Source organism: Flavobacterium frigoris PS1 (assembly GCF_000252125.1).
Taxonomy (GTDB): domain Bacteria; phylum Bacteroidota; class Bacteroidia; order Flavobacteriales; family Flavobacteriaceae; genus Flavobacterium; species Flavobacterium frigoris_A.
In genome coordinates this window covers 319,097-341,911 of sequence record NZ_AHKF01000010.1, presented here as the reverse complement: position 1 = coordinate 341,911, position 22,815 = coordinate 319,097, and the positions used below count along the sequence as shown (strand labels likewise).

Annotated in this window: 15 protein-coding genes; 2 read left to right on the top strand and 13 right to left on the bottom strand. The window is 34.2% G+C overall.

Annotated features, from left to right (window positions below):
• Positions 1 to 15: 15 nt before the first annotated feature.
• Positions 16 to 1,098, bottom strand: coding sequence for a DNA polymerase IV (dinB, locus tag HJ01_RS03895; RefSeq protein ID WP_007136997.1), 1,083 nt, complete (start codon positions 1,096 to 1,098; stop codon positions 16 to 18).
• A gap of 179 nt (positions 1,099 to 1,277) precedes the next feature.
• On the opposite strand from dinB, the gene HJ01_RS03890 reads away from it, so the two are divergent.
• The gene (locus tag HJ01_RS03890; protein ID WP_007136996.1) at positions 1,278 to 1,748 is read left to right on the top strand and encodes a CYTH domain-containing protein; all 471 of its coding nucleotides are present in this window, start codon (positions 1,278 to 1,280) and stop codon (positions 1,746 to 1,748) included.
• On the opposite strand, the gene HJ01_RS03885 is transcribed toward HJ01_RS03890, so the two are convergent.
• From HJ01_RS03885 to uvrC, 12 genes are all read right to left on the bottom strand, one after another.
• Complete coding sequence (locus HJ01_RS03885; protein WP_007136995.1) at positions 1,749 to 2,246, bottom strand: septal ring lytic transglycosylase RlpA family protein; 498 nt, start codon at positions 2,244 to 2,246, stop codon at positions 1,749 to 1,751.
• An 85-nt stretch (positions 2,247 to 2,331) separates the two neighbouring features.
• Positions 2,332 to 2,754, bottom strand: coding sequence for a hypothetical protein (locus HJ01_RS03880; protein ID WP_007136994.1), 423 nt, complete (start codon positions 2,752 to 2,754; stop codon positions 2,332 to 2,334).
• Between the two features lie 102 nt (positions 2,755 to 2,856).
• On the bottom strand, positions 2,857 to 5,427 hold the full coding sequence (locus tag HJ01_RS03875; protein ID WP_007136993.1) for a TonB-dependent receptor: 2,571 nt from the start codon (positions 5,425 to 5,427) through the stop codon (positions 2,857 to 2,859).
• Positions 5,428 to 6,214: 787 nt separating this feature from the next.
• Positions 6,215 to 9,523 carry a TonB-dependent receptor gene (locus HJ01_RS03870; RefSeq protein WP_007136992.1) on the bottom strand — a complete coding sequence of 1,103 codons (3,309 nt, stop codon included), beginning with the start codon at positions 9,521 to 9,523 and terminating at the stop codon, positions 6,215 to 6,217.
• A 316-nt stretch (positions 9,524 to 9,839) separates the two neighbouring features.
• Complete coding sequence (gene pgi, locus HJ01_RS03865) at positions 9,840 to 11,483, bottom strand: glucose-6-phosphate isomerase (RefSeq protein WP_007136991.1); 1,644 nt, start codon at positions 11,481 to 11,483, stop codon at positions 9,840 to 9,842.
• 217 nt (positions 11,484 to 11,700) lie between these two features.
• A complete protein-coding gene (locus HJ01_RS03860; protein ID WP_040473662.1) occupies positions 11,701 to 12,933 on the bottom strand; it encodes a M23 family metallopeptidase in 1,233 nt (410 codons plus the stop codon).
• A 25-nt stretch (positions 12,934 to 12,958) separates the two neighbouring features.
• Positions 12,959 to 13,894, bottom strand: coding sequence for a tryptophan 2,3-dioxygenase family protein (locus tag HJ01_RS03855; RefSeq protein ID WP_007136989.1), 936 nt, complete (start codon positions 13,892 to 13,894; stop codon positions 12,959 to 12,961).
• Entirely contained in the window at positions 13,894 to 14,664 is a 771-nt protein-coding gene (locus tag HJ01_RS03850; protein ID WP_007136988.1) for a DUF3108 domain-containing protein, read from the bottom strand. Before HJ01_RS03850 ends, HJ01_RS03855 begins: the two co-directional genes overlap by 1 nt.
• A 290-nt stretch (positions 14,665 to 14,954) precedes the next feature.
• The gene (hppD, locus tag HJ01_RS03845) at positions 14,955 to 16,115 is read right to left on the bottom strand and encodes a 4-hydroxyphenylpyruvate dioxygenase (RefSeq protein WP_007136987.1); all 1,161 of its coding nucleotides are present in this window, start codon (positions 16,113 to 16,115) and stop codon (positions 14,955 to 14,957) included.
• 153 nt (positions 16,116 to 16,268) lie between these two features.
• The gene (locus HJ01_RS03840) at positions 16,269 to 17,426 is read right to left on the bottom strand and encodes a homogentisate 1,2-dioxygenase (protein WP_007136986.1); all 1,158 of its coding nucleotides are present in this window, start codon (positions 17,424 to 17,426) and stop codon (positions 16,269 to 16,271) included.
• A 181-nt stretch (positions 17,427 to 17,607) separates the two neighbouring features.
• Positions 17,608 to 19,812, bottom strand: a complete 2,205-nt coding sequence (locus tag HJ01_RS03835; RefSeq protein ID WP_040473661.1) for a patatin-like phospholipase family protein — start codon at positions 19,810 to 19,812, stop codon at positions 17,608 to 17,610.
• Positions 19,813 to 19,865: 53 nt separating this feature from the next.
• Positions 19,866 to 21,665: an excinuclease ABC subunit UvrC gene (gene uvrC, locus HJ01_RS03830; RefSeq protein ID WP_007136984.1), complete on the bottom strand. Its 1,800-nt coding sequence runs from the start codon at positions 21,663 to 21,665 to the stop codon at positions 19,866 to 19,868.
• A 138-nt stretch (positions 21,666 to 21,803) separates the two neighbouring features.
• Here uvrC and HJ01_RS03825 point away from each other — a divergent pair, with 138 nt between their 5' ends.
• The gene (locus HJ01_RS03825; RefSeq protein ID WP_040473660.1) at positions 21,804 to 22,772 is read left to right on the top strand and encodes a succinylglutamate desuccinylase/aspartoacylase family protein; all 969 of its coding nucleotides are present in this window, start codon (positions 21,804 to 21,806) and stop codon (positions 22,770 to 22,772) included.
• Positions 22,773 to 22,815 lie beyond the last annotated feature (43 nt).

Here is a 22,815-nt window from a genome sequence, read left to right as displayed (position 1 = left end):
GACAATCCTACTCAATTAAAAATCAAATTTCAACTGTACAACGACAATTTTCTTTTCCTCTGTATTTAAATTACTCAAAGAAATCCCCAATAGTCGTACGGAATCTTTCATTCGCTCTTGATATAATAATTCCTTTACTATTTCTAAAATAAGGCCTTTATCTGAAATAAAATAAGGCACCGTTTTGCTTCGGGTTTGCTGGGTAAAATCGCTGTATTTGATCTTTAAAGTGATCGTTTTACCAGCAACCTTGTGTTTATTCAATCGTCTTTCAAGTGCAATCGCTATGCCTTCTAGCTTTTCCAACATGAATATTTCTGAGGAAAGGTTAACATCAAAAGTATGTTCAGCGGCAACTGATTTGGTGATTCGATCTGATTTCACTTCGCTGTTATGGATTCCGCGGACAACATTAAAATAGAAATTTCCTGATTTTCCAAAATGTTTCTCCAAAAACTCCACCGATTTACTTTTTAAATCCAAGCCCGTAAACACCCCTAATTGATACATCTTTTCAGTGGTTACTTTCCCAACTCCATAAAATTTACGAATAGGTAACTCTTCCAGAAAAGCATTCACTTCATCTGGGTTAACTGTTTTTTGTCCATTTGGTTTGTTGTAATCGCTGGCAATTTTAGCTACGAACTTATTAATTGAGATTCCTGCCGAAGCCGTCAAACCTACTTCTTTAAAAATTCGCGCTCTAATTTCCTCTGCTAACAAACCCGCACTTGGATTCCCTTTCTTATTTTGGGTAACATCTAAATAAGCTTCATCTAGAGAAAGCGGTTCTACCAAGTCCGTGTATTCATGGAAAATCTTATGAATCTTGGTTGAAATCTCCTTATATCTATCAAACCTTGGTTTGACAAAAATAAGTTCAGGGCAGTACTTCTTAGCCATTATCCCACTTATCGCACTTCGGACACCAAATTTCCTAGCCTCGTAGCTAGCTGCCGCAACGACTCCTCTGTTTTCTGAACCGCCTACAGCAACGGGCTTCCCGCGTAAAGCAGGATTATCCATTTGCTCCACAGATGCATAAAAGGCATCCATATCAATGTGTATGATTTTACGATTTACTGTAGTATTAGGCATGAGACAAATTTAAACCCCTTTTGTATATAATGAGACGAACTAACATTAAAATATTTGATACATTTGGAGAACCCAGATAGCCCAGATGGAAGCGGTATCCTTTATGTTTTTCTTTAAAAACATAAAGATATAGCAGAGAGCTGGAAAAAGCTCCAAAAACAAAATAAATTCGGTAAGAAATGATAGAAATAGAAAGAAAATTTTTAGTTAAAGACAACTCATTCAAATCGGCAGCATTTAACCAAAATCGTATTGCGCAAGGTTATTTAAACTCAGATCCCGAGCGTACCGTAAGAATACGCATAAAAGGCAATCAAGGATACATAACCATAAAAGGGATCTCAAACGAAACTGGAATGTCACGTTTTGAATGGGAAAAAGAAATCCCTTTTGATGAAGCCAAAAGCTTATTACTATTATGCGAAAAAGGCGTAATCGACAAAACTAGATTTGAAGTAAAAATAGGCAACCACACCTATGAAGTGGACGAGTTTTATGGCGAAAATAAAGGCTTAATTATCGCCGAAATAGAACTTCAGTCAGAAACAGAAACCTTTGAAAAACCACACTGGCTGGGACAAGAAGTAACAAATGACAAACTTTATTACAACTCTAATTTAAGCATGAATCCATACACAAAATGGCAATAATTATTTTGTAAATACCTCAATACTTACAGTCATCACACCCGCTCCTTTATTCTTTGCAATTTCCATAAAAGCTTTTTTAGAAAGGTCAATTTCCCTTGATCTAACAAATGGGCCTCTATCAGTCACTTCGACGATTACTGACTCACCATTTGCTTGATTTGTAACTCTTAATTTGGTCCCGAAAGGGAATTTTTTATGGGCGGCAGTATATTTATTCATGTCAAATAAGATGCCACTAGCCGTTCTTTTTCCATGAAATTTGTCGGCATAATAGGAGGCATGCGCCCCTTTTTTATAAGGAATAAGCTTCCCCATTTTTTCCTCTATGGTATCCTTTTTAATTTCCGTCTGAAGTACTATTACTTTTGCCTTTTTGACAGTGTCTTTGGGTACCGAAGTTTTTTGAGTTGGTAATTTTTGATTATTTATAATTTGGCTTTGACTACTCACCAATGCGACAATGGCAAATAAACAAAGGGCTGTTATTGATTTTCTCATTATTAACTTTTTAGTTAGAAATCTATTTAAACAAAAACCATACCTAGATAAAAAAAAAGTCCTATTTCTAGGACTTCTACGTATTTTAGAACCACATAGACCATGGAATTCTACTTAAAATAAGTACCAATCCTAAGCCATAAAAAATAGAAAAAGTTTTGAATTTCGACTCAGAAGTCATCAGTTTTTTATGTTTTGTCCAACCAATAGTAATCAAAGTAATTGCGATAATATTAATTAATGGGTGCTCCAGTGAAGTTAGTCTCAGCGCCTTATCAGACATTTGTCCAAGAGATGCAAAACCTAGAGGAGAAACAAAATACAAGATTAATCCGATTAACAATTGCGTATGAGTACCTATTAACCCGAAAATGGCAATTTTTCTGTCTTTGGCAGTAAATTCTTTTTTACCAACTAAGCCAATAACTGAGTTTATAACCGCAACAACCAATAATAAAAGAGCTAAGTAAGCCCAACCAGAGTGAAAATTTTTAATGAATTCGTACATAGAGAGTATTTGTTTTTTACAACAAATATAAGCAAAAAAGGCATAAAAAAAACGGCATTACACTTAAAGTGAATGCCGCTTTTGCTTATTTAAAACTATGTTCTAGAAGTTAAAACGCATTGAAGCATTCCAAGTTCTTCCAAAACCATAATATCCTTTATTACTAGCATTAAGACCATTAATAACTACATCTCCTGGATTAGCAGCAATATTTGTAGTTAATTCAGATACATAAATTTCATCAAATACATTGTTAACATTTATTCTAAAAACAACTGATCTGTTTTTATCTTTCCCTGTTAGCATTTTATAAGAAAGTCCTGTATCAACTAAATCATAACTTGGCAATTCCACATTATTCTTAACTGAACCTACGTTAGCATACAATTTTTCATAATTTCTCCAGTCAGCATCAATAGAAAAACGAGTTGCTATTTCATACTTAAAGCCTAATCCTATAGTAACCTGTGCAGCATCGCCCACTTTACCTCCGTCAACATCTTCTCTAGAGCTGCTAAGTATATTTCTATCTGAGTCTCTTACCGTTTTTACTGCATCGCCAACATAATGATAATCTCCAACAGAAGCAAAACCACTAATGTCTAATTTTGAGAATGGCTTAGCAACAAAATCAAGTTCCAAACCTGAGTGAAGTTGCTCTACTCCCTCATTAGTTGTGTATTGCAAATCATTATCAACTTCATTAGAACTTGTAGTAACTCTATCTTTCCAAGAAGTTCTGTAAGCATTAATACTACCGCTTAAAAATTGTGATTTAAAGCTGTAACCCGCTTCTAAACCAATAACTTTTTCATTCTTAGTTAATGGGTTTACTTCATTTCCAAAATTCAAATATATATTATCATGGTAAGGTTGACGAGAATAATAACCCGCATTTACATAAAATGAACTGCTACCACCTATTTTGTAGCTACCACCAGCCTTAACATTATATCCTACATTATTTACCTTTTCAGATTTTGCATCTGCAGGAAGGTAAGCATATCTATCAAATCTTTCATGAGATTGGTTTGAAACTGCTCCTTGGAAAAATGCAGAAACATTGTCTTTAGCATATTCTATTTGAGAAAAGAAACCACCATAAGAAATTGTTTCATCATAATCCCATGAATATCTATTTTCAACAGAAGCAGTATTTGTTAAAACTGCCCAAGCATTGTTTGTGTTAGTCTCGTATATTTTATTATTAGGAATATTTACATTGTATTTATCTAAATAATAGTCAGCACCTAATAAATTTGTAAGTTGTCTGAAGTGAGTTCCTTTATACGTTCTCAAATCAAGACCCATATTGAAGTTGATACTCTCAGTCAATTCAGTTTTAAAATTAGTTACCATACCGTACCAAGCGTGGTTATTTACTGAATTACGTAAAGCACCTGTTGCAGCACCTGTTGCACTTGCTTGATTTGCTGCTATAGTAGCATCAAAATCAACATTATCAGTAGCTGTTCTTTTAATTGAACCAACAGTACCTACACTTCCACCTCTTCCCCATGACGCATAAAGAACAGTAGACAAACTTGATTTATCATTAATATCAAAATCCCAGTTTAAATTAGCAACTGGTTTATGGTAATAATTCCCAACTGCTGAAAGATATTCTCCATTTAGAGTTCCCCAGTTATTATTGTATTTTCTACCATATTTTTCAAAATCACTTAATCTTTTACCATAGTTTTGATCATGTGTTTGCGGAGCTCCAGTCAATATGAAGTTAAAACTATGTTTGTCATTTGCTTTATAACCTACAGAGATAAAATAGTTTTGACCCTGACCTTTAGTTCCATCGTTGTAACCATCACCTTGCCAATGAGAAAACAATACACTTGTTCCCCAACCGCTTTTACTCATTCCTGTGTTATAAGCAATTGTAGATTTAAAATAATTGTCATTTGCCTGCCCAAATGAAGCAAAACCACCTTGTTTTTTATCAGTAGCCTTTGTTACAAAATTCACAGTTCCTCCTACAGAAGATATTGCTAATTTAGAAGAACCTAATCCTCTTTGAATTTGAATTATACTTGCAATATCAGACATTCCTGACCAGTTAGACCAGTACATTTTCCCATCTTCCATTCCGTTAATAGGCTGTCCGTTTAATAAGAAAGCAGTATTGTCTTGAGCAAAACCACGTACACTTATTCTTGAATCACCATATCCACCAGCTTGACCAGCAACATATACAGAAGGCGTATTTACAAGAGCTTGAATTACATCAGATGCACCAATTTTTGCTTGGATCTCTTCAGCTCTAATAGTAGAAACAGCAATTGCAGTTTTTCTATCCTTTGCTAAATCAATAATTCCTCTACCAATAACAACAATTTCACTTAATTCATTAGAATTAGATATCAATACGATATTACCTAAATTTTGTGTCGCACCTTGTGCAACTGAAAACTTAATAGTTTTAGGTTCGAAACCTATAAAAGAAAGAACTAATTCTCCAGTACTAACTGTAGAACTAATTGAAAATTTACCGTCAAAATCTGCAGAGGCTCCTATTTTAGTACCTTTAATAGCTACATTGGCACCAGGTAGTGAACCTTGTCCATCAGTAATTGTACCTGTAATTTTCCCTTGAGAAAAGGCAGTTCCAACTACTAAAAATAGTAATCCAGAGAGTAACCAATTTTTAAATGTCTTCATTTTTTGTTTAGTTTATTATTTTTGGCAAAATTATAACAATTTTACCGGAAACTGTTAACATAACGTTAAGAATGAAAAAACCCTTAACTCGTTTTTATTTAATTAAAATCATTAAAACAGCTATTTTATTTAAAAAAAAGATAATAATGCATCATTATATCGATTAAAGTGATAAAATCACAATAAACAGCAGCTAAAAAAACGAACTTGAAAACGCGGAAAACTATTGTTTTTGTTATAAAAAAAAGAGTTTTACAGGGAATATTGCATCAAATCATCACAAAAAACCGATTAAATTGACCTTAAATTACTCCAAATAATTTAAATTTCAGTATCACAAAAACAACGGAAATACTTTATAAGAAAACTGAACTACACTAATTTCATCTAAAATATTCACAACTTCTTCACTAGCAGTGATTGCCTTAAAAAACAGCTTCAACCTTAGCTCTTTATTACAATTTCAGCAATCCACTAAAAATGCTCGAACTCAGGATTGAAACAGCCATTTTTACACAAATACATCTTTATCACACAGCTTAATTTGCACTTATATTTCTACCTTCAAAGTGACATTATAAAATATTATTATTTTACATATCCACTTTTAATCAGGTCAGACAAAAAAATACACCGCATTAAGTATCAAACTCAATATTAAAAGCACGACATAAGATGTGACAGAATGAAACTTTATAAATAAATCCGTAGCAGCTTCAGTCATTTTAAGGCATAAAAAAACCACGCTATAAAGCGTGGTTTAAATTTCAAATATTTTGATTAGGTATTATTTCCCAAAAATATATCTAAGTGTAAATTGTGCTTGCCATACATCAAATGTTGAAGCATTTTTTTGAAAAGTATCTTTAATCAAAGCTTTTGTTCCAGCTGCATCTGTTTGTGTTGCCAATTGATAATATGGTACGTTAGCAGTAGTTGTTCTATAACTCAGTACATTTACATTTGTAACTCTTTGTGTAACACCCCAGTCTTTATTCAATAAATTTGTAAAGTTCAAGATATCAGCTCTAAACTGAAAACTATTCTTTTTACCTGAAATTTTCATAAAAAAGTCTTGAGTAACAGATAAATCTAATCTATTCAACATTGGCAATGTAGCCCCGTTTCTTTCAACATATTGACCTCTTCTAGTAGAAAGGTAAGAATCTTGATTGATAAAAGCCTCATACGCTTGTTGCTGTTGTGCCTCAGTATAAACCGTTACTACATTTGCTCCATTCACTACATTTGTCACAGACAAAGATTGAAAACGGATTTCATTTGCATTATTAGGAACAAAGATTAAATCATTATTTGATATTCTATCTCCATTCATATCTCCTCCGTAAGAATAAGAATATGCACCTGCCTGCTCCCCAATATAACCTAAGTTAATAGAAGTCGCAGCACCTGGATTTTTACCGTACTCGATTTTATACCCTAAAACACCCACTAATCTATGTGGTGTATTATTACTTGACAAAGATAATGGTAAATCATTGTTTCCATTAACAGATCTAGCACCAGTCCAAGAACCAGAAGCAATAGAACCTGCAGAAAGCAAGTCATTAGCACTTGAATAAGTATAAGAGAAAGATCCCCAAAGACCTTTTTTATATGGATACTCTAATTTAACTGTAGAAGAATAGAAATATCCTTTATTAGTATTTGTAAGTACAATTGCATTTGATACATTGTCATTTATACGAACACCATTATCATTTCGAGCATACACTGGTCTTTGATCTGGCCCGCTGAAATTTCCAACTGGAGCATCAAAATTAGCATTGTAGTAATGAATAGCATTGATATTAGATTGATATATTCCTTCAAGCGTACCTCTAAAACCGAAAGGAAGCTTTTGATCAACAGCAATATTTGTTTTCCAAACTTGAGGGAATTTGAATTTAGTATCAGTCAATGCTAAATCAAATGTCGTAGGCAAAGTAGGCGTAGCAGGAACGAAATAATCACTTGGATTAGCAGTGAAACCATATCCTCCTGAAGCTAATGCAGCTCCACTCACGTCAACATAACCAGTAAGCACTCCGTTATTTCCAATAGCATTAGATAAAAACACACCAGGCGCTCTACCTGTAAATACACCACTACCTCCACGAAGAAGAGTAGATGTATCACCAGTCACATCTAAATTAAATCCAACTCTAGGCTCTAATAAATATTGAGTATCAGGCATTACTCCCGTATTAAACTTCTCGCCATTTCCAAACGTCATTGCTGTTACAGCTGTATTTTCTAGAGCTGTATTTGCAAATGAAACTCTAGAAGCACGAAGACCAACAGTTACTTTAAATCTATCGTTAAACTTAATTTCATCTTGAGCATACAAATCTAGTTTATCAGACTTATAAATTTGTAAAGGCTCTTCTGCATTAGGCAAGGCAGAATATCTAAATTGTGTACGAAACGGAAGCGCTGTCGTTGAGGGAGCGCCTGCATTTGCAGAAGATTGATTAGCCGCAGCATAAAAATCAGACAATGAATTAAAAATATAAACTCCATTAGAAGCTGGGAAAAACAAGTTACTTGATTTAAAATGCTCAAAATTAACTCCAGCCAATAAAGTATGTTTCCCTATAGTTTTTGTCAAATTATCTGTAAAGTGTAATGTTGAGTACGAAAGTTTATTCCCGTTAGTAAAAGGATCTAAACCTGCAGAGATAAACGTATTTGCACCTTCTTTGATATCAATTGTTGGAAAAACACCTCCACCTATCAAAGCTCTATCTTCAATTTGTTTATCATAACCTCCCACAAAATTGTTATGCCAAGAATTACTCAATTTACTGTTTAATTCTAAAACAACTGATCTTGTATTATCTAACACAACATATCCGCTATTTTGGAATGACATCGCAAGAGGACTAGTTCTTCTATTTCCATTACCTGCTGATGTTGAATTTGAAACTAAATTATCTGCATTTGAATTATGGAAAACATAACGAGCAGTAAGTTGGTTATTGTTATTAATATTCCAGTCAATTCTAGCAAGAAACTTTTTTGAAACATTATCCGCATTGTAATTTTCCCATGGTCCTGTTTCATACCCAAACTTGTCTTTCAAAAAAGTAGAAAGTGTTTGCATTTGAGTGTAAGTAGGCGCTGATACTTGAGCGCTGGGACTTGGAGAACCTGTAGAAGTCCATGTAGTAGCTGGACTTGTATTTGTTACTGTCTCAAAATTTCCAAAAAAGAATAATTTATCTTTAATGATTGGAGCTCCAATTCTTGCTCCCCAAATTTTTTCTTCAAATTTCCCAGGTACTATAACTTGATCTCCAGCTTTAGTTCCGATAAAACTCTTTTTATTACTTCTAAATGAATTATAAACAGAACCTTCTATTTCATTAGTTCCACTTTTTGTGACTGCATTAATACCAGATCCTAAAAACCCTGACTGACGTACGTCATAAGGTGCAATATTTACTTGTAATTGCTCGATTGCATCAAGAGAGATTGCTGTAGAACCTGTTCTACCTCCAGCTTGCGCATCAGAACCTAAACCAAAACCATTGTTAAAAACCGATCCGTCAATTGTAAAATTATTCAATCTTGAATCTTGACCACCAAAAGAACCTCCAGCACCTGCATTAGCATTGTACTTAGTTACCGAATTAATAGATCTTGAACCAGTAACTGGTATCGCAGTTAATTCTCTATTCGAGAATTGTTGCGATGCTCCTGTTCTACCTCTGTTGAAAGCTCCATTAGATTTTGTAGAAACAACCACTACTTCTTTTAAAGTATTGGACTCTTCAGCTAAAACAATATTCACTGTAATATTGTTACCTAACGGCGCGTTAATTTCAGTAATCTCCGTTGTTTTGAAACCAACATAAGTCACCTTCACAGTATAAGGACCTCCTGGACGGATCCCTTGCACAGCATACCCACCGTTCCCATCCGTAGACGAAAAATACTTTGTCCCAGTTGGTTTATGTATAACCTCAACCGTGGCCCCTGGAAGCAAATCTCCAGCGCTTGATTTAACAGAACCAGACATTGCAGAACTAGTAACCTGCGCATGACCAACCGCTGATAAAAAAATAATCAAAATAAGAATAATTTTTTTCATTTTTGTTTTTGTGTATTGATTTAGTTATTTAAAATTTCGGCTAAATTATAAAATTTTCAGATTATAAAGTTAACTTATTGTTAAAAAAACATTCATTAATGTAGGTGCTCAATAAATTGTTAATTTTCGTATTTTTTATGTTAAAAATTATTAATTAGTTAGGCAAAATAATCTTTTAATTACTGATTTAATAATTAAAAATGACGCTAAAAAAGCAAAATAACAATCATATTCATTTATTTAACTGAAATAAAAAACCCTGATTATAAAAACAATCAGGGTTTTAAAAAAAAGTAAAAGAATCTACAAATAAACTCTATTTATTCTTTAAATAATATTTCAATAAAAATTCAGTTGAATTATCGTGATTTTTAACTTTTTTAGTATGTATCTCTTCTAATATAGAAGTCGCCAATTGCTTACCAAGTTCTACTCCCCATTGATCGAAACTAAAAATATTCCAAATCACTCCTTGAACAAAAATCTTATGTTCATATAGTGCAATTAAAGAACCCAACGATTTTGGAGTCAATTTGTCGACAAGAATAGTATTAGTAGGTTTATTACCTTTAAAAACCTTGAAAGGAACTAAAAACTTTGCTTTATCCGCCGAAAGTCCTTGTTTATCAAATTCCGCCTGAACTTGGTCTGCAGCTTTACCGTGCATTAAAGCTTCAGTTTGCGCAAAAAAGTTAGACATCAATTTATCGTGGTGATCCTCATCACCATATAATGGCTTAACATACCCGATAAAATCTGATGGGATTAGCTTAGTCCCTTGATGAATTAACTGAAAAAAAGCATGCTGTGCATTTGTCCCTGGTTCTCCCCAAATTATAGTTCCAGTTTGATAGTTTACCGGTTTCCCGTCTCTACCTACACTTTTACCATTACTCTCCATAGTTCCTTGCTGTAAATAAGGTGCCAACTTCTGTAAATATTGAGTATAAGGAATTAGGGCTTCGCTTTCAGCACCAAAGAAATTATTGTACCAAATGCTTAACAAAGCTAAAACTACAGGCATGTTCTTGTCAAAATCCTCCGTTTTAAAATGCTCGTCCATTTCATTTGCACCGCCTAATAATTCATCAAAATTATCAAAACCAACAGCTAAACTGATGGTAAGTCCCACCGCACTCCACAAAGAAAACCGTCCACCAACCCAATCCCACATAGGGAAAACGTTTTCTGGATTTATCCCAAATTCAGTTACTTTTTCTACATTGGTAGAAACCGCAACGAAATGCTTGGCAATATCCTCCTGACTGGCTGATTGTAAAAACCATTTTTTGATGGTCTCGGAGTTTGTTAGTGTTTCCTGAGTTGTAAAAGTTTTAGAAACGATAACAAAAAGAGTAGTTTCAGGATTTAATTTTTTAATAATTTCATTAACATGATCACCATCAACATTTGAAACAAAATGAACGTTTAGGTGATTTGAATAATATTGCAAAGCTTCAACTACCATTGCAGGACCTAAATCAGAACCTCCAATACCGATATTAACAACGTCAGTAAAAGCTTTTCCGCCGTACCCTTTTCTTTCTCCTGACACCACTTGATCCGTAAATGCTTTTACCTTACCCTTTACATCATATATCTCAGGAACTACATTAATACCATCTACATTGATAACAGCTGATTCCTTAGCTCTTAACGCGGTATGAAGCACTGCTCTATTTTCCGTCTGATTAATTAAATCTCCTTCAAAATAGTCCACTATTGCCTTTTCAAGCCCCATCTCATTTGCCAATTCGAGCAAAAGAGCCATCGTGTCCTTATTAATTATATTTTTCGAATAGTCAATTAAAAAGTCATTCCATTTTAGGTTAAACTTTTCAGTTCTTGCAGCATCCGCTTGAAACATCTCCTGCATTGAAGCTCCTTGCATTTCATCAAAGTGCTTTTGTAATTTTTTCCAAGATGATGTTTCAGTCGGGTTTGTAGTATTTAAAGCCATTTATAGTGGGGTTCAAGTTATATTTTATACAAGCAAAAATACTGAATTAAGTTTTAATTGATAAAGCGTTTTACTTTTTATAATAATTTAATCAAAATTCAAAAGGATATCAGTTTCCCAACAAAACATAAAAGAGGAACAATTATTTAATTTAAATAATTGTTCCTCTTTACAAATTAACTTACAAAAACTACGTTTAGAACATTTTTATATTGAATTATAAATTTCCAACGCTGTCTAATTCAAATTTCAACGGTTGTATTGTCTTTAAAAATCGCACTTTATTTTTACCGCTCATCGGCTCTCCGTTTGGTAAATTCAGCTTCAATGCATCAACCTGCTTACCATTTTTCCAAAATCGATAACAGACATGAGGACCTGTTGCTAAACCAGTACTACCTACTCTTCCTATAACATCCCCTTGATTGACACGTTGACCGCGTCGAACCAAGATTTTTGACATGTGTAGGTATTGTGTAGAATAAGTACTATTATGCTTCACTTTTACATAATTCCCGTTTCCCGCCGTATAACCTGTTCTTTCTACCGTACCTGAAGCGGTTGTAGTAATAGGAGTTCCCGTAGGTGCCGCATAATCAGTTCCTTTATGTGCTTTCCACCTATGTTGTACCGGATGATAGCGGTTCATTGTAAATCTCGACGAAATTCTACTAAATTTAATTGGAGTTTTAAGGAAGAAGTTTTTCAATGTCTTACCATCTTCGTCGTAATATTGAATTTTCTCAGAAGAAGGGTTTGGGGCAAAAGGAAAGGCATAGATAATTTTTCCTTTGTATTCAAAAAATGAAGCTTCTAGATTATCTACTCCGTCGTAAACTGAGTCATTTATGAATCTTTCCGTAAAAGTGATTCCGAAGCGGTCTCCTTTTTTAAGTTTAAAAAAGTCAATAGACCAAGCATATATTTTTGTAATTCTATTAGCTAACGCAGCCTCGACACCGGCATCTCCTAAAGTTTCCGACAAGGAACCTTTTAGAACACCACCAATTGTCCTTCTTCTTATAGTAATAGGTCTTGTTTTCTTGTGAGCAACAACTACTGAGTCACGTAAATCAAAGATATAGTAACTTAAAGCATCTGGCTGGTAGACAAAAAGCTGCAGCTTATTAGTTTTATCCTTTGACCTCAGCATTGTATACGCTCGATTAGGTCTAATAATCCTAACATTAAAGGTGTCTTTTATACTTTGTACAATTTCGTATATTTTTCTGTCTCCAATATTTTGGTCTTCTATAATTGTACCAAAAGTATCGCCTCTTTTTACCGTATCCTGAACCACATTGTATTCAGAAAAATTAAATCCAAAGTCAGAATTTTCCGCAATCTCCTTTTTAGGCTTAACCTTATTTGTGTTTTTGGATTTATTATTAGATTTATTACAAGCTAGTATTGTTGTCAATACTATGATAACCATTAATACCTTCTTCAAACTGTGTTATTTTTCTGAATTCAACTTAATTTTCTACACCCCAATTTGCCAATTCCTCAGCAGTCCATAATTCCGGGAAAAATATCCTTCGTTGGTATCTTGGATGCATGTATTTTTTCCAATCGCTTCCGCCTGTCGCCTCTCCATCTCCTTTTCCGCTATGATCGATGTACTTAATTGCTACGTTTAAATGCTGCATCACCCAAGTAATATTGACAGTATGGTCAAAATGACGCATTGCCTTTACTAATTCCGGATTGTTCTGATCGTCTTTAGGAAGTTGCTTAAATTTCTGCCAAATATTAATGGAATTATATTCCTTCATATGGGCTAGGAAAGTAGCTTTATATTTGCGTTCAAATTCCTGTAAAAGGAATGATTTTTCACCTGTTTTATAATCCTTTCCAGCAGCTTGCCAATATAAATGTTCAAAAGCATGTTCAAATGAAGTGTCTCTGTCAATCTTAGCTCTGAAACGGTAATCAATCAAATTAATCAAATCTGTTGAAGAAAATTCGATTAATCTATATTGTGCGCTCTGGAATCCACTAGCTGGAGTTAAGGTATTTCTAAATTTCATGTATTGATCTACCTCCATACCTTCTTCCATGATTCCAAAAGAAGTAGTTAGCATATCAAAATAGCGACTGACTCTCATTAATCTTTCAGTAAAAAAGTCTGTCTTTATATCTTCACAATAGCATATTTGATGCATCTCCCACAGAATCATCTTAAAAATAAGTTCATTTACTTGATGATACATAATGAAAACCATCTCATCAGGAAGTGTTGTTCTTTGCGTTTGCAAACTCAACAAGGCATCAGTTTGGATGTAGTCCCAATATGTAATTGGTTTTGACCACAGCAAACCTTCTAAATGCGTCTCTGTTTTTTGGTTTATGGCCTGGTATTTAAGCTCGATTTCATTTAAAATAGCTTCTGTATTCTCATTAATTTTCATTACTTTTTTATTTTAAACGGATTATTCAATCCTTTAAACGCATCTAAGTCCGCTTTTATTGATCCTACGGCCAATTCGGCTTTTATTCTAACAGGCAATCTATTATCATCATCTGATATCCAAACAGTTAAACTCTCCTGCTCCTTAAAAACACGACCTGACTGAACGTAGGGTTTAAAGACCATACAAGACACTGTGCCAAATTTAGTCGTAATATCTTCACGACCTATGAACTTTAACTTAAATTTTGTGGTTTCATCGTCAAAAAACATGTCGATAGCGATTGTTTCCCCTGGATTAATTTTATCTATACTAGGGTAGTTCCTCAAATAATAAAAGGCTGATAAAATATCTTGGGTATTTTTAGGAATAACAAAGGTCTTTTCGTTTCCGTGTTTGTAATCTTTTACGGTAACTTTATTGGATGACTGATTAAAGAAACCTTGTTGGTTTTTAGTATAACCTCCTTCATTTATCTTTCTTACAAATTGATAAGGGTTACCCGATTCCTTATCTATATAGCTTTCATATAAATCATCTACTTTAAAGAAAAACCGAGACATTCCTGTCGTATATCCTTTACCGATAACATGAAAGGCTTTTTTATTATTTATATTGGCATCTTTGACTTCTAAGGTTGCATACCCAGCATTTACAAAACCATAATGAATGCGAAACTTAAACCATTCGCCAACATCATATGCGTCATCTTTAGGTGAGTCAAAACTTACAGTTAGTATCAATAACAAGAATAGTATTATTTTTTTCATAACTTACTTTATCTATTTATTGAGTGCAGTTGCAAATTTTGTTCCAAATATATTAAAACAAAAAAACTCAGTCAAATAATGACTGAGTTTTTATGCTATTAACTAACCAAAAAACTATAAATTATGAAATTTATATCAAATCGGAAGGAAACCACCCCTTCCATTTTGCGAGTGCAAAGGTAGCCAACAAATCTACATATTTAAACTAAAAAAAAAGTTTAACACAACATTGATAAAATAACAGGTTGTTCGTCGGTTATTTTTTCACATACTGTAAAAAAAATGCATTTTTACAGCGTTCCTCGCAATGCTTGCTCTCTCTCAATAGATTCAAACAATGCTTTAAAATTACCTGCTCCAAAACCTTTAGCCCCCATTCTTTGAATAATTTCAAAAAACAAAGTTGGCCTATCTTGTACTGGTTTTGTAAAAATTTGCAATAAATACCCATCTTCATCAGCATCAACCATGATAGCTAATCTTTCAATTTCATTGATATCTTCTTTCATCATACCCATATGCTCTCCTAAACGTTCCGGAATTGCTTGATAGTATGTATGTGGCGGTGCTGACAAAAACTCAACCCCTCTGGCTTTTAATTGACTAACTGTTTTGATAATATCATCTGTCGCGATGGCTATGTGTTGTATTCCTGGACCTCCGTAAAAATCCAAATACTCTTCAATTTGTGATTTTTTCTTCCCTTCGGCAGGTTCGTTAATAGGAAATTTAATTCTTCCATTTCCATTAGACATCACTTTACTCATCAAGGCTGAATACTCCGTGTTAATTTGTTTGTCATCAAAAGAAAGGAAGTTTACAAATCCCATTACCTCTTCATAGAACTTAACCCAAGTATTCATTTCATTCCAACCTACATTCCCCACCATATGGTCAATGTATTTTAAACCTGTTGGTTCTGGGTTGTAATCGGATTTCCATTCTTTATATCCTGGCAAGAAAACACCATTGTAGTTTTTACGTTCCACAAATATATGAACGGTGTCTCCGTAAGTATAAATCCCTGAACGCACCACTTCACCATGCTCGTCTTTCTCGACTGTAGGTTCCATAAAAGAACGTGCGCCACGTTTCATCGTTTCTTCATAAGCACTTGTGGCATCTTCTACCCATAAAGCAGCTACTTTTACTCCATCACCATGTTTTCTCAAATGGTCGTGTATTGGAGAATCTTGTATTAACGGCGTTGTAAGCACGATGCGGATCTTATCTTGTTTTAACACATAAGATGTTCTGTCTTTAACTCCAGTTTCTAATCCGGCATAGGCCAGTGATTGATACCCAAAAGCCGTTTTATAATAATGTGCAGATTGTTTTGCGTTTCCTACATAGAATTCTACATAATCAGTTCCTAATAATGGAAGGAAATCTTGTGCCCCTTCAAATATTTTTTCTAGTCCGTATTCTACTGATTTTACTTCTTTAGCCATAATGTTTATTTGTTTAATCGGTCAATCGTTTATTTGATACAACCGAATTGTTTTTTTGAATTTTGATTTCTAGCCCTGATGGTAGCGGCATCCTTTATGTTTTTTCTTTAAAAACATAAAGATACAGCGTACAGCAGGAAATAGCTCCTTAAACTACTCTACCCAAGATTTGTAGTACTTGCCGTCATCTAGCCCCATAGCTTCTTCGGTTACCATCAGCGGACGGAAAGTATCAACCATAACAGCTAATTCCTCGGTAGCTTTGTGACCAATACTGCGTTCCATAGCTCCTGGCGCCGGACCGTGTGGAATTCCTTTCGGGTGCAACGTGATGTGTCCTTGCTCAATGTTATTGCGACTCATAAAATCACCATCTACGTAATACAATACCTCATCACTGTCAATATTGCTGTGATTGTAAGGCGCTGGAATTGCTTTTGGGTGGTAATCGTACAATCTAGGAACAAACGAACAAACTACAAAAGTTGACGTTTCAAATGTTTGATGTACTGGCGGCGGTTGGTGTACACGCCCCGTTATAGGTTCGAAGTTATGAATACTAAATCCGTATGGAAAATTATAACCATCCCAACCAATAACGTCAAAGGGATGCGTAGCATAAACTACTTCATGCATCATTCCCTCTTTTTTGATTTTGATTAAAAAATCTCCTTTTTCATCGTGGGTTTCTAACTCGTTTGGCAAAATAAAGTCGCGTTCGCAAAATGGCGAATGTTCTAAATGTTGTCCAGATTCGTTTTTATAGCGTTTAGGCGTATAAAATGGCGCAAAAGATTCTACATAAAACAAGCGATTGTCTTCGGTATCAAATTGAATTTGGTATATGATTCCGCGCGGTATGATGAGGTAATCTCCGTAGTCAAAAGGAATATTTCCCATCATCGTACGTAATTTTCCTTTTCCTTTATGGATGAAAATCATCTCATCAGCATCGGCATTTTTATAGAAATATTCCGTTAGCGATTTTTTAGGTGCCGCAAGCCCAATTGTACAGTCTTTATTAACTAACATCGCTTTGCGACTGTCTAGAAAATCATCTTCTGGCTTTAATTCAAATCCTTTAAGTAGTAAAGATTTTATGTTTTTTCCAATAGCTATTCTAGGCTCTACTGAATATGATTTATTGATTTCTTTTACCTGAGTTGGTCTGTGGACATGATATAACAAGGAAGAATTTCCATGAAAACCTTCTGTTCCAAATAATTGTTCGTAGTAAAAACCACCATTTGGTTTTACAAACTGCGTGTGTCTTTTTTGAGGAAACTCCCCTAATTTATGGTATAATGGCATGATTATTTTGTTTAAAGTGTAACTAATAAAGCGGCAAGGCTTTGCAATTCGTTATTCTAAATCAAAAAATAGTGCCTTATTCAGGATTTCTCTTGATTAAGAATTGTAGATACTCTAATAAACCTGTCCATTTTGCTTTCATTATAACAAATATCGGAATTTTTATTGATAAAGTTTAAATTTAAAACGAAAATCCCACACTAAACCAAGTGTACCCTTTTTTGGTTTCAGGTGACCAAGTATGTTTAATTTCAATAGGACCTACTACCGTTTCAAGACCATAACCAATGCCGTAGCCCGAGTATTTAGGTATTGAAATCCAATCAACAGATTCAAAAATTCTGTCACCCAAATTGGCATAATTAGCTGCGAAATTAATATGATTGTTTTTCAAAAACTCGTAATCCATTGTCACAGTAGACTTTACATAACTATTAGCCGCAATACTTAAAAAATCGTAGCCGTAAAAATGTCTGAAATTATTAATTTGGTTGTAGCCGTATCCACCTAAAATAAAATTAAAGAATGTAACACTTTCGTTGCCAAAAGAAAAACCTGCTTCCGTTTGAAATTTGACGGTTGCATTTTTAAAAACGGTTGCTGCAATTCCAAACTCTCCCTTCACTATAGAATAGGTGTTAAATTCCTTTGTATAGTCTGACGAAAGTAAGTAAGACTTAATATCTCCAGAGCCATACCATCCTTTTTTTGGAAAATACTTGTCATCAAAAGAATCGTATCTCATATATCCAAAAACACTTATATAATCGCTATTATCTATTACTGGATCCATGGCAGCCAAAGTCTCAGAAGTAATCTTCAGTCGTTTATATTCTAGACCTCCACCAATTAAAAATTTCTGCACAAATAAAGATTGAAAATAAAGCTGATTCGTAATATCTGAAAAATCAATATTAATCGAATTTATACCCAAAGGCCCAAAATCCAAACTACTTATATCTCTAGCCACATTCCTATTGAATTGATTGAAAGAGGATTTAAAACCGAAACTCAAATTGTAACCGTTTTCGATATAGTAATCAAAATTATACCTAAAATTATCTCCCAGTACAAAATCTAACGATGCAATATCATTTTTAAACAATGTCCTTTTACGCGTTAAATTTAGTAATACAGCACTCTTAAATAGTCCGTCATAATGCAATCCAAATTTTAAATATGTTTTGGTTGCATTTTCTTTTAAATTAAGATTGAAGTCATCCTCTTCCCCATTTGAATCCAACGAGTAATTTATGACACTAAAGTTATTTGTTGCATTAATATTATTAACCCCTACTTCCAACTGCTTATAGCTAATAGTAGTTCCTGGCTTAAATTTCAATTTCCCAAGGACATAGTCTTTTGTGAAATTGTCTAATTCAGTAATATTTATATCGCCTATTTGTAAACTATCCCTTTGGACTTTTAATTTAGGTTTCTTGTATAGTATTGAATCATTACGCACTAACTCTTTTATTTTTTCAAAAACAGCAAATGTGGCTTCTTCCCCTTTTTGTATAATCTCTTTCCCTTTGTCGAATGATATTACTCCATAATCTGTAATGTCAGGCTTGATATAAATATCCGTTTTAAGGACATTATTTTTCATTTTTTCTATCGAATGAAGGTTCGTTATTTGCACTAATATTTTAGTAGCATCATTAAGTGTAGTTCTATCCCGTAAGTCATCTTGCACATCAACTCCAATAATAATATCCGCTCCTAACTTCCTAACCTCATCAATAGGGTAATTGTTAGTAACTCCCCCATCAACTAGAAGCTTACCATCAATTTCTACCGGAGAAAACAACGAAGGAAATGCCGAACTAGCAAGTAAGGCTTGAGCCAGATTACCCTTGTTTAATACAACCTGTTTACCTGATTCAATATCAGTACCAATACACAAAAATGGAGTAGACAACTTACTGAAGTCTCTTACATGCCTCACATTCCTTGTGATTCTGCTTAATAAATTAAAATTGTACATTCCTTTTGAAAGTGCTTCAGGTATTCCAATGCTAAATTTGTTGAAAGGTAAAACAAGCGCATACAGTTCATCGTTACTTTTCTCGTAAAAATTTTTTGATGATCTTGGAATGAAGTCATTTATTAATTCATCAAAATTAGTAACCTGAAAGATCGAATCAATTTGCGTCGCATTATATCCCACAGCATAAAGTCCCCCTACAACAGCACCCATACTGGTTCCTCCTATGTAGTCAATCTTTACCCCTGCTTCTTCCAGCACTTTCAAAACCCCTATATGTGCAAATCCTTTTGCTCCACCACCACTTAAGACCAAACCTATCTTTGGTCTGTTTTGCTTTTGTGAAAACATCGATATGCTACTGAAAAATATTAAAATTAGAAGAATATATTTTTTCATAAAGGACGTTTGTATTTTTTACTACTTATTACTTTTTATTACCTATATCAAATTCATTCTTTTATGGAATTGTAAAAGTCGACAATTTTTTTGGCTTTTGATAACCCTATAACATCTGAAACTTCTTTTTCTGTTGCTAATTTCACTCTTTTAACACTTTTAAAGTGTCGTATTAGCGCCAACATGGTTTTTTCGCCTATTCCAGGAATGGATTCTATTGATGAATTTAATGCTGCTTTACTTCTTTGATCTCTATGATGTGTTATCCCAAATCTATGCGCTTCATTCCGCAACTGCTGAATTACCTTAAGTGTTTCTGATTTCTTGTCTAAGTATAACGGAATCGAATCTCCTGGATAAAATAACTCCTCCAGTCTTTTTGCAATACCAATTATGGCTATCTTTCCTCTTAGTCCCAACTCGTCAATACTTTTAAGCGCCGCAGATAATTGTCCTTTCCCCCCGTCTATAATTATCAATTGTGGCAAAGCTTGATTTTCATCCAAGAGTCTTTTGTAACGACGGTAAACAACCTCAGTCATAGAAGCAAAATCATCTGGTCCTTCGACCGTCTTGATGTTAAAATGGCGATAGTCTTTCTTACTTGGTTTTCCATCTTTAAAAACCACACAAGCTGCCACAGGATTTGTCCCTTGAATATTCGAGTTGTCAAAACATTCGATATGTCTTGGTTCGAAAGGCAATCGCAAATCTTTCTGCATTTGTGCCATAATCCGATTAGTATGCCTGTCTGGATCAACAATTTGTAATTGTTTCAACTGTTCAATCCTATAAAATTTAGCATTACGAATAGAAAGGTCTAAAATTTGCTTTTTGTCCCCCAACTGAGGTACGGTGACTTTTATATTTTCACCCAAATCTACCATAAATGGAACAAGAATTTCACGAGACAACAATTGAAATCGTTCTCTCAACTCTATTATCGCCAGTTCTAATAATTCTTCATCCGTTTCTTCCAGTTTTTTCTTTATTTCCATGGTGTGCGAACGAATAATAGATCCGTGGGAAATTTGTAAAAAATTTACGTAGGCGGCACTTTCATCAGAAACGATGGAGAACACATCAATATTGGTAATTTTTGGGTTTATGATTGTCGAGCGCGATTGGTAATTCTCGAGCACTTCGATTTTCTCTTTTATTTTTTGTGCTTCTTCAAAATGCATATTTTGAGCTAGCTCAGTCATCACTTTCTTAAAGTCTTTCATGCTTTCTTTAAAATTCCCCTTGAGAATTTCGCGAATGGCATCTACCTGCTTCTGATAATTTTCTAAAGTTTCAAAACCTTCACATGGGCCTTTGCAATTTCCAATATGGTACTCGAGACAAACTTTAAATTTCCCGCTTTCAATGTTTGATTTACTTAAATCAAAATTACAAGTACGCAGCGGGTACAGCTCTTTTATAAGTTCTAAAATAGTATTTACTGTCTTGAAACTAGTGTATGGACCAAAATACTCAGAACCATCCTTTACCATTCTTCTTGTGGCAAAAATGCGCGAAAAAGGCTCTTTCTTAATACACAACCAAGGGTAACTCTTATCATCGCGCAACAGCACATTATATCGAGGCTGCAGTGTTTTTATGAGGTTATTCTCTAATAAAAGAGCATCGGTCTCAGTTGGTACCACGATATGTTTTATGGTCACAATCTTCTTTACTAACACATTTGTTTTGGCCGTATCGTGAATCTTGTTAAAATAGGAAGAAACTCTCTTTTTCAAGTTTTTAGCCTTCCCTACATACAATATTTTTCCTTCCTTATCATAATATTGATATACTCCAGGACCGTCTGGTAAAGTCTGTATTTGAAGTTCGAGAGTTGGGTTTTGCATTTTAATTATATTTCACAAAGATACACAGTAGCATTTACTGATCTGTAGTGATTTTATTAATTTGGATTTAATTATTGTTTTGAATCCAAATTTACGAATTACAAATAATAATTTCTACATTTAACCTTTTTATTCCCCATGAAAAACACAAGACCTATAACTATCCTAGGAGAGGTTATCTTAGCAGGCCAGAGTAGAACCATCGATATGGAAATCGCCAAATTGCACAACACGGCAAAACTTAAAATACCAATCATTGTTCAGCGCTCTAAAATTGACGGTCCCATAGTTCTTTTTACAGCTGGAATTCATGGAGATGAAATAAATGGAGTAGAAATTGTTCGCCAACTTATCACAAAAAAAATCAACAAGCCAAAAAGAGGAACTATTATATGCATTCCTATAATCAACATGTTTGGTTTTATAAATATGTCCCGCCAGTTTCCTGATGGCAGGGATTTAAACCGAGTTTTTCCCGGAACTAAAAAAGGCTCCTTAGCCAGCAGATTTGCTTTTCATATCCTAACCGAAATTATACCGCTAGTTGATTACGCAGTAGATTTTCATGCAGGAGGCGCCAGTCGATTCAACGCTCCACAAATCCGACTTGCTCCAAACAGTCCCGAATTAAAAGAATTAGCTGATGTCTTTAATGCTCCTTTCACCTTGTTTTCTAAAAATATCGCAGGATCATTCAGGAATTCGAGCCAGAAACTAAATGTAAAAATGTTACTTTTTGAAGGCGGAAAATCGCTTGATATCAATGAATCAATTGCTGATGCAGGTGTCGATGGTGTAAAGCGAATTCTCGCCCATCTTGATATGTTAGACCCAAAACATTTTGTAAAAGAACAAGAATCAAACACCATTTATATTGAAAAATCAACCTGGATCAGAGCCAAATGTTCCGGCTTATTACATGATCAAAATACGATTGGTAGCTTTGTAAAAAAAGGAACTGTTCTGGCGATCATTACAGACCCTTTTGGTAAATTTGAACGAAAAATAAAAGCGCCTAATGACGGTTATATCATCAATGCAAATCTTGCTCCTATTGTCTACCAAGGTGATGCTATTTACCATATATCTAAAACTTTAGAAAAGTAAAAAGCTAACATTTATCATATTTCTCCCCAGTTTGGATGCGTAT